This is a genomic window from Amycolatopsis lurida (genome assembly GCF_900105055.1).
GTDB lineage: Bacteria > Actinomycetota > Actinomycetes > Mycobacteriales > Pseudonocardiaceae > Amycolatopsis > Amycolatopsis lurida.
The window spans coordinates 1,570,992-1,587,047 of record NZ_FNTA01000004.1; the positions used below are offsets into that span (position 1 = coordinate 1,570,992).

At 69.4% G+C, this 16,056-nt stretch carries 15 protein-coding genes; 9 read left to right on the forward strand and 6 right to left on the reverse strand.

Annotation, left to right across the window (positions count from 1 at the left end; translation table 11 throughout):
* Window positions 1-58: 58 nt before the first annotated feature.
* Window positions 59-586, reverse strand: coding sequence for a CGNR zinc finger domain-containing protein (locus tag BLW75_RS12515; protein WP_034312134.1), 528 nt, complete (start codon window positions 584-586; stop codon window positions 59-61).
* 58 nt (window positions 587-644) lie between these two features.
* Here BLW75_RS12515 and BLW75_RS12520 point away from each other — a divergent pair, with 58 nt between their 5' ends.
* Window positions 645-1,490, forward strand: a complete 846-nt coding sequence (locus BLW75_RS12520; RefSeq protein WP_034312136.1) for an alpha/beta fold hydrolase — start codon at window positions 645-647, stop codon at window positions 1,488-1,490.
* Window positions 1,491-1,500: 10 nt separating this feature from the next.
* On the forward strand, window positions 1,501-2,145 hold the full coding sequence (locus tag BLW75_RS12525) for a nitroreductase family protein (protein WP_034312139.1): 645 nt from the start codon (window positions 1,501-1,503) through the stop codon (window positions 2,143-2,145).
* 105 nt (window positions 2,146-2,250) lie between these two features.
* Here the strand turns inward: BLW75_RS12525 and BLW75_RS12530 are convergent, their stop codons facing one another.
* Together BLW75_RS12530 and BLW75_RS12535 are read right to left on the reverse strand one after the other, a co-directional pair.
* Window positions 2,251-2,715, reverse strand: coding sequence for a hypothetical protein (locus BLW75_RS12530; RefSeq protein ID WP_034312141.1), 465 nt, complete (start codon window positions 2,713-2,715; stop codon window positions 2,251-2,253).
* Between the two features lie 53 nt (window positions 2,716-2,768).
* Window positions 2,769-5,096 carry a DNA translocase FtsK gene (locus BLW75_RS12535; protein WP_034312143.1) on the reverse strand — a complete coding sequence of 776 codons (2,328 nt, stop codon included), beginning with the start codon at window positions 5,094-5,096 and terminating at the stop codon, window positions 2,769-2,771.
* A gap of 298 nt (window positions 5,097-5,394) precedes the next feature.
* Here BLW75_RS12535 and BLW75_RS12540 point away from each other — a divergent pair, with 298 nt between their 5' ends.
* From BLW75_RS12540 to BLW75_RS12565, 6 genes are all read left to right on the forward strand, one after another.
* Window positions 5,395-6,204 (forward strand): lysophospholipid acyltransferase family protein, encoded by an 810-nt coding sequence (locus BLW75_RS12540; RefSeq protein WP_034312145.1) that lies wholly within the window; start codon window positions 5,395-5,397, stop codon window positions 6,202-6,204.
* Window positions 6,205-6,251: 47 nt separating this feature from the next.
* On the forward strand, window positions 6,252-6,866 hold the full coding sequence (wrbA, locus tag BLW75_RS12545) for an NAD(P)H:quinone oxidoreductase (RefSeq protein ID WP_034312147.1): 615 nt from the start codon (window positions 6,252-6,254) through the stop codon (window positions 6,864-6,866).
* A 70-nt stretch (window positions 6,867-6,936) separates the two neighbouring features.
* Window positions 6,937-7,227, forward strand: a complete 291-nt coding sequence (locus BLW75_RS12550; protein ID WP_034312149.1) for a hypothetical protein — start codon at window positions 6,937-6,939, stop codon at window positions 7,225-7,227.
* Window positions 7,227-8,759 (forward strand): alpha/beta hydrolase, encoded by a 1,533-nt coding sequence (locus BLW75_RS12555; RefSeq protein ID WP_034312151.1) that lies wholly within the window; start codon window positions 7,227-7,229, stop codon window positions 8,757-8,759. Before BLW75_RS12550 ends, BLW75_RS12555 begins: the two co-directional genes overlap by 1 nt.
* Before the next feature lie 71 nt (window positions 8,760-8,830).
* The gene (locus tag BLW75_RS12560) at window positions 8,831-9,385 is read left to right on the forward strand and encodes a hypothetical protein (RefSeq protein ID WP_034312294.1); all 555 of its coding nucleotides are present in this window, start codon (window positions 8,831-8,833) and stop codon (window positions 9,383-9,385) included.
* A 68-nt stretch (window positions 9,386-9,453) separates the two neighbouring features.
* The gene (locus tag BLW75_RS12565) at window positions 9,454-10,425 is read left to right on the forward strand and encodes an EamA family transporter (RefSeq protein WP_034312153.1); all 972 of its coding nucleotides are present in this window, start codon (window positions 9,454-9,456) and stop codon (window positions 10,423-10,425) included.
* On the opposite strand, the gene BLW75_RS12570 is transcribed toward BLW75_RS12565, so the two are convergent.
* The gene (locus tag BLW75_RS12570) at window positions 10,402-10,992 is read right to left on the reverse strand and encodes a DUF305 domain-containing protein (protein ID WP_034312155.1); all 591 of its coding nucleotides are present in this window, start codon (window positions 10,990-10,992) and stop codon (window positions 10,402-10,404) included. The two genes, BLW75_RS12565 and BLW75_RS12570, sit on opposite strands and share 24 nt — an antisense overlap.
* 153 nt (window positions 10,993-11,145) lie before the next feature.
* On the opposite strand from BLW75_RS12570, the gene BLW75_RS12575 reads away from it, so the two are divergent.
* Complete coding sequence (locus tag BLW75_RS12575; RefSeq protein ID WP_034312157.1) at window positions 11,146-12,555, forward strand: amino acid permease; 1,410 nt, start codon at window positions 11,146-11,148, stop codon at window positions 12,553-12,555.
* Here BLW75_RS12575 and BLW75_RS12580 read toward each other — a convergent pair.
* Together BLW75_RS12580 and BLW75_RS12585 are read right to left on the reverse strand one after the other, a co-directional pair.
* Window positions 12,485-14,032 carry a substrate-binding domain-containing protein gene (locus BLW75_RS12580; protein WP_091597395.1) on the reverse strand — a complete coding sequence of 516 codons (1,548 nt, stop codon included), beginning with the start codon at window positions 14,030-14,032 and terminating at the stop codon, window positions 12,485-12,487. The two genes, BLW75_RS12575 and BLW75_RS12580, sit on opposite strands and share 71 nt — an antisense overlap.
* 330 nt (window positions 14,033-14,362) lie before the next feature.
* A complete protein-coding gene (locus tag BLW75_RS12585) occupies window positions 14,363-16,051 on the reverse strand; it encodes a ribonuclease J (protein ID WP_395766734.1) in 1,689 nt (562 codons plus the stop codon).
* Window positions 16,052-16,056 lie beyond the last annotated feature (5 nt).

Below are 16,056 nucleotides of genomic sequence, written 5' to 3' on the forward strand. Positions count from 1 at the left end.
CCCGCGTTAGACGCGGCGAAGGGCGCTTTCACCGCATCGCATGCGGTGAAGGACGCTTTCAGCCCTTCGCAGCGTGCCGGGCCACCCGGACCCGGTTGCCGCACAGCGACGGCGTACACCAGACCCGCCTGCTGTTGGCCGCCACGAACAGCATCGAGCAGTCGTGCGCGCCGCATCGCCGCAGCTGAGCGGCACGCGGCCCGGACACGAGATCGATCGCCGCGACCGCCACGGCGGCCAGCGCGATCTCGCCGCCGTCCTCGCCATGCCAGGACGTCTCCGCTCCCTCGGCGGTGAGCCGCGGGCTGGTCGGGACGGCGGCAGCGGCCGCGTTGATCCGCTCGACCGCCCACGCCTCCGGCTCCCGTGCGGCCACTGTCGCCTCCAGCAGTTCACGCACCGCTGAACGCAGGCGCCTCGTCTGCTCGGCCGAAGGCGCCCAGGCACCTTCGGGCAAAGCTTGAATCGCCCAGAACTTCGCATGCCCGTCGTCGAGCAGGTCGATCGACGGTGAGACGGCCAGCATCACGGTGTCGGCGAGGTTCACCGCGAGATCGTCACCGGGAAGCGAGTCGAGATCGAGCATGCCTTGACACTATCAGGTACTAATGGTTCAAGGCAGTTTTAACCATTAGGGAGTGCTCATGGCGACCATCCGGCACCGTTCGGTCAAGCTCGGCGACGTCGAGGTCTTCTATCGCGAAGCAGGCGACCCCGAAGCACCCGTGTTGCTCCTGCTGCACGGCTTCCCGACGTCGTCACACCAGTTCGTGCGGCTGATGCGGCGCCTCGCCGGCCGGTGGCGGCTCATCGCGCCGGATCTGCCCGGATTCGGGCAGACCGTCACCCCGGAGGGCTTCTCGTTCACCTTCGACCGGCTCGCGGAAGTGGTGGGCGAGTTCGTGGACGCGTTGGAACTGCGCCGCTACGCGCTCTACGTCTTCGATTTCGGCGCCCCGACCGGCCTGCGGCTGGCCGTGTCGCGCCCGTCCCAGGTGACGGCGCTCATCACGCAGAACGGCAACGCCTACGTCGAGGGGCTGGGCCCGGCGATGCCGGACTTCCCCTCCCTGACCGACGAAACCGAGGCGCGGCGGGGGTTCGAGGCGATCCTCGAACCGGAGCAGATCCGGTTCCAGTACAGCGGCGCCCGCGATCCGGAGACCATCGATCCCGCGAACTACCTGCTGGACCAGTACTTCCTCGGCCTGCCCGGCCGGGCGGAGGCGATGCTGGACCTGCTCTGGGACTATCGGAACAACCCGCCCGTGTACCCGCGATTCCAGGCCTGGTTGCGCGAAGCCCAGCCGCCCGTACTCGCCGTATGGGGCCGCAACGACCCGTTCTTCGTCCCTGCGGGCGCCGAAGCGTTCCGGAATGATGTTCCCTCGGCGGAGGTTCACCTCTTCGACACCGGGCATTTCGCGCTGGAGGAGGACCTCGAACCGATCAGCGAGCTGATCGACCGCTTCCTCGCGGAACATCTCTGAAAGGCGGCTCATGGACACCTCGGTCACCGACCACCTGCTCAGCACGACGCGAGCGGTCCGCCGCAAGCTCGACCTGGACCGGCCGGTGGAACCCGGGGTGCTCGAAGAGTGCCTGCGGCTCGCGCTGCAGGCGCCCACACCGGGCAACCAACAGGCGTGGCGCTGGCTCGTGGTGCGGGATCAGGGAGTGAAGGACCGGTTGTCCGAGCTGTTCCGGCGGGTCGGGAAGGCGTACCTGGAGGCGAACGCGGCAGCGCTGGGCGAAGCGATCACCGAGCCCTCGGTGGCGCGGGCGTTCGCGTCGGGGCAGCATCTGATCGACGTGATCGACCAGGTGCCCGTCTTCGTCATCCCGTGTCTGACCGGCAGGCCCAGCGGGGACAACGCGGCCGACGCCGCGTTCTACGGCGGGATCTTCCCGGCGGTGTGGAATTTCCAGCTGGCGCTGAGGTCACGCGGCCTCGGCTCGACGCTCACGACGTACCACCTGACCCACGAGGCGGAGGCGGCCGAAATCCTCGGCATCCCCGCCGATGTCACGCAGGTCGGGCTGTTACCGGTCGCCTACACGACCGTGCCGGACTTCAAACCCGCGGCGCGGGTGCCGGTGTCGGAAGTCGCGTACCTCGACGGCTGGGGCAACCCGCTCCAGTGAGGCAGTCGTGACGGTTTCGCGTGTCGTCCGTCCAATCACGCGTGTCGTCCGGCCAGTCACGCGTGTCGTCCATCCAGACACATGTGTCGTCCATCCGGTCACTCGCTAGGCCTTCGACACCCGCAGGGTGACCTGGTCGCCCCCCGAACTCACGGCGACCAGGTCCACCCGGCAGGCGGCGAACTCGACGGACTGCCCGCCACTCCGTCCGGTGGAGGCGAGGGCCGCCGTCGTCCGCTCACCGCGTCCCGGTTCGGCCAGGGCCAGCTCGATCACGGCCTCCCCTTCCCAGACGCAGACCATTCCCGCGGCGCAGCGGGAATCGGACACCACGCGAGCGAAACGGATACTGACGTCCTTCGACGCGACCTCGGCCGTTTCACCGGCCTTGAGATCGACGGTCTCCCCCAGCTCGACGGCGCCTCGAACAGGCTGGGTCCGCTGTACCGGCGCGGGCTGGACCACCGTGGGCCTGCTCGTGGCGGGTTGTTCGCGCGCAGCGGAGCTACCGGCTCCGCAAGCGAGGCCGATCAGGGCGCAGAGGACGACGAGCAGCTTCTTGGGGTGCACGTGTCCTGGACGTAGCGGAGGCTCCGGTCCGTTGCATCGGTCCTTCGAAAGCCTCAGTCGTCTGAGACGTCGCCGCCGTTCGCGTCCCCGCCACCGCGGATCATGAACAGCACCGACTCCAGTTCCTCCGGCTTGATCAGCACGTCACGGGCCTTCGAGCCCTCCGAAGGCCCGACGACGCCGCGGCTTTCCAGCAGGTCCATCAGGCGCCCGGCCTTGGCGAAGCCGACCCGCAGCTTCCGCTGCAGCATGGACGTCGAGCCGAACTGCGAGGTGACGATCAGCTCGGCGGCCTGCAGCAGGACGTCGAGGTCGTCGCCGATGTCGGAGTCGATCTCCTTCTTCTCGCCGGCCTTCGCCGCGGTGACGCCGTCCTGGTAGTCCGGCTGCGCCTGTTCCTTGGCGAAGTTCACCACCGCGGAGATCTCTTCGTCGCCGACGAAGGCACCCTGGATGCGGACCGGTTTCCCGGCCCCCATCGGCAGGTACAGCGCGTCACCCATACCGATGAGCTTCTCCGCGCCCGGCTGGTCGAGGATGACCCGCGAGTCGGTGAGCGACGAGGTCGCGAACGCCAGCCGCGACGGCACGTTCGTCTTGATCAGACCGGTCACGACGTCGACCGACGGCCGCTGGGTCGCCAGCACCAGGTGGATACCGGCGGCGCGCGCCTTCTGGGTGATCCGGACGATCGCGTCCTCGACGTCGCGCGGAGCGGTCATCATCAGGTCGGCGAGCTCGTCGACGATCGCCATGATGTACGGGTACGGCTGGTAGACGCGCTCGCTGCCGGGTGGCGCGGTGATCTCGCCGGAGCGCACCTTCTTGTTGTAGTCGTCGATGTGCCGGACCTTGTTGACCTGCATGTCCTGATAGCGCTGCTCCATCTCCTCCACCAGCCAGGCCAGCGCCGCGGCGGCCTTCTTCGGCTGGGTGATGATGGGCGTGATCAGGTGCGGGATGCCCTCGTACGGGGTCAGCTCGACCATCTTCGGGTCGATCAGGATCATCCGGCATTCGTCCGGCGTCGACCGCGCGAGCAGCGACACCAGCATCGAGTTCACGAAGCTCGACTTACCGGAACCGGTGGACCCCGCCACCAGCAGGTGCGGCATCTTCGTCAGGTTCGCGGTGACGAAATGGCCCTCGATGTCCTTGCCGAGCCCGATGACCATCGGGTGGTTGTCCTTGACCGTCGACGGCGCGCGCAACACGTCGCCGAGGCGCACCATCTCGCGGTCAGAGTTCGGCACCTCGATGCCCACCGCGGATTTGCCGGGGATCGGCGCCAGCAGCCGGACGTTGTCGGTCGCCACCGCGTAGGCGATGTTCTTGGTCAGCGCGGTGATCTTCTCGACCTTCACGCCGGGGCCGAGTTCGACCTCGTACCGGGTGACCGTCGGGCCCCGCGTGAAGCCGGTGACCTGCGCGTCGACGTTGAACTGCTCCAGCACGCCGGTGATCGCCTCGATCATGGCGTCGTTGGCCTTGCTGCGGGACTTCGGCGCGTCGCCGAGCTTCAGCAGATCCGGCGGCGGGAGCTTGTAGTCGCCTTCGACGGTCCTCGTGACCGCCAGCGGCGCCTCGGCCTTCTTCGGCTTCTTCTCCTCGACAGGCTTGGGGGCGGGCTTCGGCGGGCGCAGCGGCGTCGGCGCTTCGGCCAGCGCCGCCTCGATGTCGAGCTGCTCGCCCTCGTGGTCGGCCGAAGCCTGGCGGCGGCGCGACGGCTTCCGCAGGCGGACCGATTTCGGGTCGGCTTCGGTGACGGCGTCGCGTTCCTCGTGGATGGCCTTGCGCTCGGCCTCGGCCTCTTCGATCTCTTCGGGGTCGAGGCCCCAGTTCCGCAGGCGGTGCGGGATCTCCCGGACCGGGGTCCCGGTGAACACGAGCGTGCCGAACAGCAGCGCCAGCACCAGCAGCGGCACCGCGACCCACGTGGTGACGCCCATGGTCAGCAGGCCGCCGGAGAACGCGCCGATCACCCCGCCGGCGTACATCCGGCCGTCGTTGGTCTCGGGCAGCGCGGTGAAGATGTGCAACAGGCCGAGTACTGCCAGGACCACCAGCAGGGTGCCGATGACCATCCGCGGCCGGGCCTCCGGCATCGGTTCCGACCGCATCAGCGCGACGGCGACCACGGTCAGCACCAGCGGGAGCGTCACGGCCCCGGCGCCCAGCAGCGAGCGGGCACCGACCTCGACCCAGCCGCCGATCGGGCCCGCGGCCCGCCACCAGACGCCGAACGCGATCACCAGCGCCAGGGCGATGAGGCCCAGCGCGAGACCGTCGCGACGGTGCTCGGGTTCGAGTTCGCGGCCGCGGCCGACCGTCCGCGCGAGGGTGCCGAGACCTTTCGCGAGCAGGTTCCAAGTACCACGCACGCCCTTGGCGAACGTGCCGGACGACTTCTTCCGCGGCGCCGGACGCCGTGGAGAGGGCTTCCTCGCAGCCGTTGACCTGGGCTTCGCCGGGGTACGCGGCTTTCGCGCCGGCCCCTTGCTGCCGCCGCTTCGCGCCGTACTCCGTTTCCTGGTCGTCGACCCGCTAGCCATGCCTCCACGGTAGCCGTACCGGCCCTCCAGCCTCGGCTGCCACTCGGAGCACATCCGGAACATTCGTCTCAGGTCACAGCTTGAGCGGCCATCCGGGTGAAAAGCGGTTCATGACATGCTCTGCCCCATGTTCGCGCTGCATCAGGATGAGAATTCGGCTCGCCGCGCCCCGGCCATCTGGCGCACGATGCTGAACATCGACCGGGGGCTGGTCAACTTCGTCGGCAAACTCACCGTGACCGGCGGTGTCTCGGCCGAACTGCGCCGTAAGCCCTTGCTCATGACGGCCAATCACATCGGCGTGTTCGACGCGTTCGTGCTGATGGCGGCCTGCAAACGGATCGGCATCAACCCGCGGTTCATGCTGGCGGGCGGCATCCTCGACGCGCCGGTCATCGGCCCGGCGCTGCGGGTCAGCGGCCATCTGCGGGTCGACCGCAAACAGGCGTCGACGGCCATCGGCCAGTTCGCCGAAGCCACCGAAGCCCTGCGGACCACCCGCGACCCGCTGATCGTCTACCCCGAGGGCCGGATCAGCCACGATCCCGGCCTGTGGCCGGAACGCGGCAAGACCGGCGCGGCGCGGCTCGCGCTGGCCGCCGGGGTGCCGGTGATCCCGATCAGCCAGTGGGGCGCGCACGAAGCCGTGTACTGGGGCACGGAGACCGTCAACGGCCCCGCCGACCTGGTGCCGCTCGCGAAGTCCGGGCTGAGCGCACCCCTGCGGCGGCCGCGGTTCCAGGTGCACTTCGGCGATCCGGTGGATCTGTCGGAGGTCGAGCCGGAGCGGCCGGGCGCCGGAGTCCGCGCGCACGCCAAGATCATGCAGGCGATCACCGACGGCCTGGTCCCGCTGCGCCGCGACGAACTCGACAAGCCGCGCTTCCACGACCCGACGCGGCCGACGGACACCGTCAGCCCCTGGAAGAAGTACTGAGTCCGGATCCTGAGACGGTTGTCCACGCTCGCCTAAGGTCGGCGGACGTGAGCACCCGCATCCTCGTCGTCTACTACAGCGCGACCGGCAACACCGCGAAACTGGCGTCGGCGCTGGCCGACGGCGCCCGTGAGGCCGAAGCCGACGTCCGCGTCCGCACGGTTCCCGAAACCGCCCCGCCCGGTGCGGTGGCGAGCAATCCGCGGTGGCAGGCGTGGGTGGACGCGGGGCCGCACCACGAGACGGCGACGCTGGAAGACCTGGAGTGGGCCGACGGGTTCGCGGCCGGGAGCCCGACCAGGTTCGGCGGTCCCGCCGCCCAGCTGAAGTCCTTTTTGGACAGCACCGGCGGCCTGTGGGCCAAGGGAAAGCTGGTGAACAAGGTCGCGACGTCGTTCACCACCGCCTCCACCGCGCACGGCGGGCTCGAAGCGACCGTGCTGGCGACGAACAACATTTTCTATCACTGGGGCGCCATCGTCCTGCCGCTCGGCTACACCGACCCGCGGCTGCTCGAATCGGGCAATCCGTACGGCGGCTCGTTCGTCTCGCGCAAATCCGCCGAACCCGACGAACTGGCCCTGGACGCTCTCCGTCTGCAAGGGCGGCGTCTCGCCACCGTTTCGCGCTACGTCGCCGACGGTCTTTTCAAGGACGGGTGAAGGGAACCGCGCGTCCGGCTCCCGCGTCATAGTGTGGTCACACAGCGTCACGCTACGGGGAGGAAGCGGGATGACCGGCGGGTACGAGGTGGCCTTGGAGGCGATCGGCGCGGCGTCGATCGCGGCGAAACGGGCTTCGGACGACGTCGGGAAGGTGAACCTCGCGGCCACGCTCGCCGACGTCGCGGCGGGGTTGCCGGGCGGCGTGTCCGGTGAAGCGGCCCGCCTGCTCGCGGACGCCTGGGGCCGCGCGGTGCCCGGCTGGGCCGGGAACACCGCGGACTACTCCGCACGGCTCGACGCGGCGGCCGCGCGTTATCGCTCGAACGAACTGACGGCGTCGCGGGAACTTCCCGTCTGATGCTCACCTGGGGAGACGTTCGCCGGTGGGATCCGGCCGCGGTCGGCCGGGTCGCCGACGCGCTCAACGACGGTTGCACCAAGATCATCGCCGCGAACGACGACGTCGAAGCCATGGTCCGCTTCACGGGCTGGACCGGCGACGCGGCCATCGCCGCCGCGACGCGGGGCGCGTCGCTGACCTCCACCTTGGAACGGCTCGTCGCCGAGGCCTCCGCAGTCCGGCGAGGCGCTCACGAAGTACAGATCGCGCTGGACCGGATCGTCGCGTTCGTGCGGGAGACCGACGAACTGGCGCATCGGAACGGCCTGATCATCGGTGCCGGCGGCGACATTTCGGTCGGCGCTCCACAGCCGGACCAGGCACGCGTGCTGGCGGAACTGGCCGACAGGATCGAGCAGGGCCTGCGCCGCGCGGCCGACGTCGACGCCGATTTCGCCGAGATCCTCCGGCGAGCGCTTCATGGCGAAATCACCGAACAGGGTGGCGGCAAGCTCGCCCAAGCGGCGGACGCCGGAGCCGCGCAGAGCGGCCTGTCGATCATCGGCCCACCCGAGAACGGCTCCCCCGGCGACAACAAGGCCTGGTGGGCGAGCCTGTCGGACACGGCGAAAGTCGCTCTGCTGCTAGGCAATCCGGGACTCGTCGGCGATCTCGACGGTATCCCGGCGGCCGACCGCGACGCCGCCAACCGCGCCGTCCTCGCCCGCGAGATCGCGCGGCTCCAAGGCGATCCGAAACTCAAGGGCCTGGAAGCCATCCAACAGCGGCTGGATCGGTCGGATCCGCAGGCGTTCCTGCTGGCGCTGGACACCAGTGGCGACGGGAAGGCGATCGTCTCGGCGGGAAACCCCGACACGGCGGCCAACGTGGCGACGTACGTGCCGGGGACCGGCTCGGAGCTGTCGAAAATCGGCGGCGACCTCAACCGGTCCGACAAGATGTGGGCCGCGGCGACCACCTCGGGCTCCCCTTCGACCGCGGTGATCACCTGGCTCGGCTACGACGCGCCGAACGAGATCACCGACGCCGCGAGCGACAAGTACGCCGACGGTGGCAAGGCGGCCCTCGCGCAGTTCCAGGACGGGCTGCGGGAAACGCATCAAGGGCCGCCGTCGCACAACACGGTGCTGGGCCACAGCTACGGCACCACCGTCGTCGGGCACGCGGCCGGTGACGGCGGCCTCGCCGCGGACGAACTCGTCTTCGTGGCGAGCCCCGGCGTCGGCGCGCACGACGTGAGCGAACTGCACCTCGACGGGGTGAATCAGGACGAGATCGGCAAGCACGTGCACGCGACGGTCGCCGAACACGACATGATCAACCTGGCCAACGTCGAGATCGCGGGGTACGACCCGATCCTCGGCCAGGACCCGACCGACGCGGACTTCGGCGGGCAGGTGTTCACCTCGGCGCCGGGCACGGACGGGTGGGGCGGGTTCAGCACGGAGGCGCACAGCGAATACTGGGAGGACAACAACCCTTCGCTGAACAATCTCGGCCAGATCATCGCCGGGAAACCGACGACGTGAACCGGGCACGCACATTCATCCTCGCCTCGCTGATGTTCTCGGCGGCCTGTTCCCCTGGAGGTGGGGACGACATGGAATCGACGATCACCGAACAGCAGGCTCGCGACAAGGTCGAGCAGTACATCCAAGGCGCGCTGTCGGCATTGCCCGACGGCGCCGCAGTGAAGCCGTTCACACGGAACCGTTCGGAATGCACGGACCCGACCGACAAAGGCCCGCTGGGCCGCTTCGAGATCTCCGCTACCTACGAGATCGTCGGCCTGGACTCCGCGCGGTTCGCCGAGCATTTCGCCGCGATCACCCAGTGGTGGGAAGCGAACGCCTTCAAGATCCTGACCGACGCCCGGCCGACGGATCAATATGTCTTCGCACGCAACACCGGCGATGCCTTCGACATGTCGATCAAGGCGAACGATCTCGGCAAGTTCTACGTCGGGGCGACCTCGCCCTGCGTCTGGCCGAACGGCACACCCGAACCCCAGGCTCTCGAAGCCACCGGACCCGACGAGCCGGTCGCCGCTCCCCCGACACCGGAACCGGAACCGGTCCGCAAACCGCGTCGCGCCCCCGTCGACGACGAGGACTTCGCCCAGACGAACTGGACCGACGGCGGCACCTCCTTCTGACCCTGATCGTTGTCCGTCCGCTGGGAAAACGGGTCGACCCGCCGCCACCCGGCCTCTACCCTCCGGCCGTGACCGCCGAACTCGCCGCCACTCCCGCCCCGCACGTCGCGCATCGCGGCCGGGGCATCACGCTCATCCTGCTCGCCGCGCTCTTCTTCGGAACCTCGGGTGTGCTGGGCAAACCGGCGATGCAGGCCGGGTTGTCCCCGGAACAGGTCGCGGCGATCCGCATCGGGCTGTCGGCGATCGTGCTGCTCGCGCTGGTCGCCGTTTTCCGGCCGAAGCTCCTCAAGGTCACGAAGAACGAGTGGCCGCTGCTGCTCGCGTACGGCTCGCTCGGTGTCGCGGGTGTCCAGCTCATGTACTTCCTGGCGGCGGGCCGGATCCCGGTCGGGATCGCGATCCTGCTCGAGTTCACCTCGCCGGTGCTGATCGCCCTGTGGGTGCGGTTCGTGCGCCGGGTGCGGCTGCCCAGGGTGATGTGGGCGGGGATCGTGCTGGCGATGACCGGGCTCATGTTGGTCGCGCAGGTCTGGGAGGGGCTCAGCCTGGACGTTCTCGGGTTGCTCGCCGGGCTGGGCGCGGCCGTCTGTTCGGCGGGCTACTTCCTCCTGGGCGAGCGTGGTGTCGCGGACCGCGATCCGCTCGGCATGGTCACCTGGGGGATGACGATCGGCGCGGTCCTGGTGTGCGCGGTCGCGCCGCCGTGGACGATTCCGTGGGGTGTCCTCGGCACCCCGACGACGTTCGGGCCGTGGGAGCCGCCGGTGTGGTCGTTGCTGATCGCTCTGGTGCTGATCGCGACCGTCCTCGCCTACGCGACGGGCATGGCGGCGCTGCGGCATCTCCCGGCGCCGGTGGCGAGCGTCGTCGGGCTGGTGGAGCCGTTGATCGCCGCCACCGCGGCCTGGCTGCTGCTGGGTGAGGCCCTCAGCTGGATCCAAGCCGCCGGCGCGGTGGTGCTGCTGACCGGCGCGTACCTCGTCCAGCTGAATTCCAACGTGGTCCAGACGGACTCAACCCTGCTGGAAGCCCCGTAGGTCGCTGATCTCCTGCTGCTGCGAACGTGAGGTCGTCGCGGCGAGATCGCGGGCGTCGGGGTTGCGGCCGTGCTGGGTTTCGGCGTCGGCGATGCGGACGCCCGCTTCGCGCTGGCGCAGCAACCGCGCGGCGAACTGGCGGTCGAAGTCCTTTCCGGACAGTCCGGCCAGTGCCGCCATGTCGCCGGGACCGATGTACCCGTCGCGCTGGACGTGTTCGAGGTTCGGGTCGTCCGGCGCGGGCTGGCCCCACGCCTCGATGAGCCCGGACAGCCGCGCGATCTCCGGTTCGTGCGTGTCGATGACCCGCTTCGCGAGCGCCTTCAGCTGCTCGTTCGCCGCGCGGGTTTCCGCCAGGGAAGCCAGATCCACACCCTGCTGGTGGTGCGCCAGAGCCTGCCGCGCGAATGCGACGTCGGCGTCGTTGAACGGAACGGCGGCCTGCTGCGCCACCGGTGATGACCCCGGAGGCGCCGTCTGCGACTGGGGTGCCTCGTCCGAGCAGCCCGCGAGCGCGACGGCGGCCAGGGCGACGGCGGGCAGGAACCGGAGGACGGCGTGCGGCATCGAAGAGCTCCTCGGAACGCGCGGTGGAGGTGCCTAGGTTGGCAGAGTCCACATCGGCCTGTTCACCTGGGGTTGCGCAAACACTTTTCCTCCCGGCCTCGCGGTGCGACAATCCCGCGATCCGCCGTCACTTCGAGGAGGAGGTCACCGCGAATGGGCGCCGAGACCACGACCGAACGGGCGGGGTTGCGCCCGGAGCTGCGGCAACGCCACGTCCGGATGATCGCCCTCGGCGGCATCATCGGTGCGAGCCTGTTCATCGGCAGCGGCGCGGTCATCCACACCGTCGGCCCGGCGGCCGTCCTCTCCTACGCCATCGGCGGCCTGATCGTCGTGCTGGTGATGCGGATGCTCGGCGAGATGGCGACGGCCACGCCGTCACAGGGTTCCTTCATGGAATACGCGCGGACCTCGCTCGGCGGCTGGGCGGGCTTCACGGTCGGCTGGCTGTACTGGTACTTCTGGGTCGGCGTGGTCGCGTTCGAGGCCGTCGCCGGGGCGAAGATCCTGCAGACGTGGATTCCCGTTGTACCGCAATGGATCTTCTCACTGGTGCTGATGTTGCTGCTGACCGCGACCAACCTCGCTTCCGCCCGCTCGTTCGGGGAGACGGAGTTCTGGCTCGCGTCGGTCAAGATCGCCACGATCGTGGTGTTCCTCGTGGTGGGCATCCTGTTCGTGCTCGGGGCTTGGCCCGGCGGATCGTTCTCGGTCGGCAACATCGCGCAGGACGGTTTCCTGGCCAACGGCCCGTTCTCGGTGGTGCACGGGGTGGTGATCGTGATCTTCTCCTACTTCGGCGCGGAGATCGTCACCATCGCCGCCGCCGAATCGCGGGAGCCCGAAACGGCCGTACGCAAGGCGACCTCGTCGATCGTCTGGCGGGTCATCGTGTTCTACGTCGGCTCCGTGACGCTGCTGGTGATGATCACCGGCTGGCGCGACATCCCGACCACGACGAGCCCGTTCGCCGCCGCGTTCGGCCGGTTCGGCATCCCCGCCGCCGAGACCGTGGTCAGCGCGGTGGTGCTGACGGCCGTGCTGTCGGTGCTGAATTCGGGGCTGTACACCGCGTCCCGCATGTTGTTCGCGTTGCGCGGCAACGGCTGGGCTCCGAAATGGATCGCGGACACGAACCGGCGCGGCGTGCCGTGGAAGGCGATCCTGGTGTCCACCTCGGTCGGTTACGTGGCCGTGGTGATGAACTTCGTCTCCCCGGACAAGATCTTCTACTTCGTCATCAATTCCGCCGGGGCGGTCGCGCTGTTCGTCTACGCGATCATCGCCGGCTCCCAGCTCCGGATGCGGCGCCGTCTGGAGGCCGAAGCACCGGAACGGCTGAAGTTGCGCATGTGGGGCTACCCGTGGCTGAGCTGGCTGACGCTCGCCGGGACGCTGGCCGTGGTCGCGTCGATGCTGTTCGTGGACGCGGACACGCGCGCCCAGCTGTACCTGAGCTTGGTCAGCCTGGCGGTGATCCTCGGCGTCTACTTCATCCAGCGCCGGCGATCCGGCCCAGAGCACCGTAAAACACCTCTCCGATCTTCGCGGGATCACGGCTGAGGAAGGCCTGACCGCCGGCGGGCGCGACGAGCTGACGCAGTTCGGTCTCGTCGGCCTCCGGCCCGATCCCGATGGCGATCAACGGCACCGGGCGGTCCCGGTCGCTCAGCTTTCCCAGTTCCGCCACCAGGTTCTCGCGGCTGATACCGCCGGGATCGGTGTCGCGGCCGTCGGTCATCACGATGACGAGGTTCAGCTTCCCCCGCTCCCATTCACCGTGCGCGAGCCGGTAGACGTCGAGGACGCTGTCGTAGAGCCCGGTCTGCCCGTCCGGCACGGCGCGGACCGCGCGCAACCGGTCGACGGCGGCCAGCTGCCGGGCGACCGGCGCCATCGGCAGGATCTCCCGGTAGTCGCGGTCACCGTCCACTTTGGTCGCGAAGGCCAGAAAACGGACCTGTGACGCGGATCTGAACAGGTGCAAGGCGTTCTCCGCCGCCTCCAGGGTGATTCGCAGCCGGGACTTGCCGGTTCCCGGGACCGGCGCGCTCATCGAACCGGACACGTCGATCAGCACCTGGACCCGGGCACTCGCGTTCACCGCGGCCCAGTGGCTGAGCGCCTTGGCGACCTCCTCGGCGGCCGGGATCTCGGCGCTGCGCTGTCCTTGTGCCTCGACGCGTTGATCGGTTTCGGTAAGCCGCAACGCTTGCCCGCCAGGGGCACGCAAGTCGGATCGCGGACCTGTCGCGGCTCCGTAGAGCAAAGTGCGTTTCAGTTCCGCGACGGCCTTGCCCTGCTGCGGGGTCGCTCCCGCGACCTCGACGAACGGGTAATCGAGCGCTGGGGCGTCGGGTGAGTACACGGCCACCAGCGCGGTCTCGCCTTCGAGAAGCCCGGAGTTGTGCCGCAGCACCGCGTTCTCCGCCGTGGGGAACACCGTCGCGCCGGATGTGGTGGCGGAGAACTTCCGGAGCAAAGCCACGTACGCGGCGGCGGGATCCGAAACACCCTTCGTGACTTCGCGCAGTGCCAGCAGCGCGGACACCCCGGCGGGATCGTGTACCGGATCCGGCATCCCCGCGACGACTCCGGCACCGGCGAGTACTTCCGGCCAGGTCAGCGACTTGCGCGGCCAGCCGAGCGCCCGCGCGACCGGCTCCGCGACGGCGAGCACCACCGGCGAACTGGCGATCGAGGGCCCGGAGGCGGGCACACCGCCGGCCTTTCTCAGGTACAACGTCGAGGACGGGATCCAGGCCTGCGGCCGGGGCGCCGTCCCGGACAGCTCGGCCGCGACCTGGTGGGATTCCCTGGCCTGGACATCGAAGGCGACGCAGGCGAGATCGAGGGCCCGGGCGGCCTCGGTGACCGCGGGGGCGATGTCGGGCGACGCGGCGACGACCACCCGCGCCGGCTCGCAGCCGGGTTCGGACCGCGCCATGGCCACGGCCACCCAGGTGGCCGCGCCGAGCGCGATCGCCAGCAACGGGAGCAGTATCCGTCTTCGGGTCCGGGTGGTGGCGTGGCGTCCCATGGACTCTCCCGGTCTCCCGGCATGGGGCTCGAGGAGCGTCCGAGGGTACGCCGCGAGCACCCCTAGGGGAAGGCTGCGACTTTCGGCGGAGAAAAACCCCACCGAGGCGGGAGGTGCCCCGACGCGGGTCGCGAAACACTTGCCCGGTAAGGAAAGCACTCGAAACCGGGGGAATTCGTGATGAACCGGCCCACTCGCGCGGAACAGCGCAAAGCCCGCAACGCCCTCTTCGGCCAGGCGCTCACGGTCGCCTTCGCCCTGCTGCTGGCCGCCGCCTCTCGTGAGTGGTAAGGACGGTTCTAACCGTCCTTACCACTCACGAGGCACTGACTAGACCGGGATGACCGTCGGCACGATCATCGGACGGCGCCGGTAGGTGTCGGCGACCCAGCGGCCGACGACACGGCGCACGGCCTGCGCGATGCGGTGCGTGTCGGTGATGCCCTCGGCCTCGGTCCTGGCGAGTTCCATCTCCACCATCGGAAGCACGGCGTCGAGCGCCTTCGGGTCGTCGGAGAACCCGCGTCCGGACACCGTCGGGCGGGTCACCGCGCGGCCGGTGCTGGTGTCGACGGCGACCGTGATGGCGATGAAGCCGCCTTCGCCGAGTACGAGCCTGTCCGACAAGGTCGACTCGCCGACGTCACCCACCGAGAGGCCGTCGACGTACACGTGCCCGACCTCGACCCGCCCGGTCCGCGTGGCCTTGCCGTCGACGAGGTCGACCACGACGCCGTCCTCGGCGATGACCACGTTCTCCGGCGCGACACCGGTGCGGACGGCCAGTTCGCCGTTGGCGCGCAGGTGCTTCCACTCGCCGTGCACCGGCATGACGTTGCTGGGGCGCACCGCGTTGTACAGATACAGCAGTTCGCCCGCGGACGCGTGCCCGGACACGTGCACCTTGGCATTGCCCTGGTGGACGACGTTCGCGCCGAGCCGGGTGAGGCCGTTGACGACGCCGAAGACCGCGGTCTCGTTGCCCGGGATCATCGAGCTGGCCAGCACGACGGTGTCGCCGGCGCGGATCGAGATCTGCCGGTGCTCGCCGCGCGCCATCCGCGACAGCGCCGACAGCGGCTCGCCCTGCGAACCGGTCGACACGAACAGCACCTTGCTCTCGGGCAGATCGCCTGCCTGGTCGAGGTTGACCAGCAGGCCGTCGGGCACGTTCAGCAGCCCGAGGTCGGCGGCGATCCCCATGTTGCGGACCATCGACCGGCCGACGAAGGCGACCCGGCGGCCGTGCCGGACGGCGGCGTCGAGCACCTGCTGGACGCGGTGCACATGGCTCGCGAAACAGGCGACGATGACACGCTGGCCGACCTTGCGGACGACGTCGTCGAGCACCGGGCCGATGTCGCGTTCCGGCATGACGAAACCGGGCACCTCGGCGTTGGTCGAGTCGACGCAGAACAGGTCCACGCCCTCGTCGCCGAGCCGGGAGAACCCGGCGAGGTCGGTCAGCCTGCCGTCGAGCGGGAGCTGGTCGAGCTTGATGTCGCCGGTGTGCAGCACGACACCCGCGGGCGTGCGGATGGCCACCGCGAGCGCGTCCGGGATCGAGTGGTTGACCGCGAAGAACTCGAGGTCGAACTCGCCGACCTTGCGGCGCTCGCCCTCGCGGACCTCGATCAGGTTCGGCCGCTGACGGTGCTCCTTGGCCTTGGCCGCGAGCAGCGCGTTCGTGAAGCGGGAGCCGTAGATCTTCAGATCCGGGACCAGCCGCAGCAGGAACGGGACGGCGCCGATGTGGTCCTCGTGCCCGTGGGTGAGGACGAGGCCGTCGATGTCCTCGAGGCGGTCTTCGATCGCGCGGAAGTCGGGCAGGATCAGGTCGACGCCGGGCTGGTCGTCCTCGGGGAAGAGCACCCCGCAGTCGACGATCAGCAGACGGCCGCCGAACTCGAAGACGGTCATATTGCGGCCGACTTCGCCGATCCCGCCGAGCGCGACCACGCGCAAGGCGCCTTCGGGCAGCGCGGGCGGTGGGGTGGTCGGTCCGGGTCCGGTTGACAATGAAC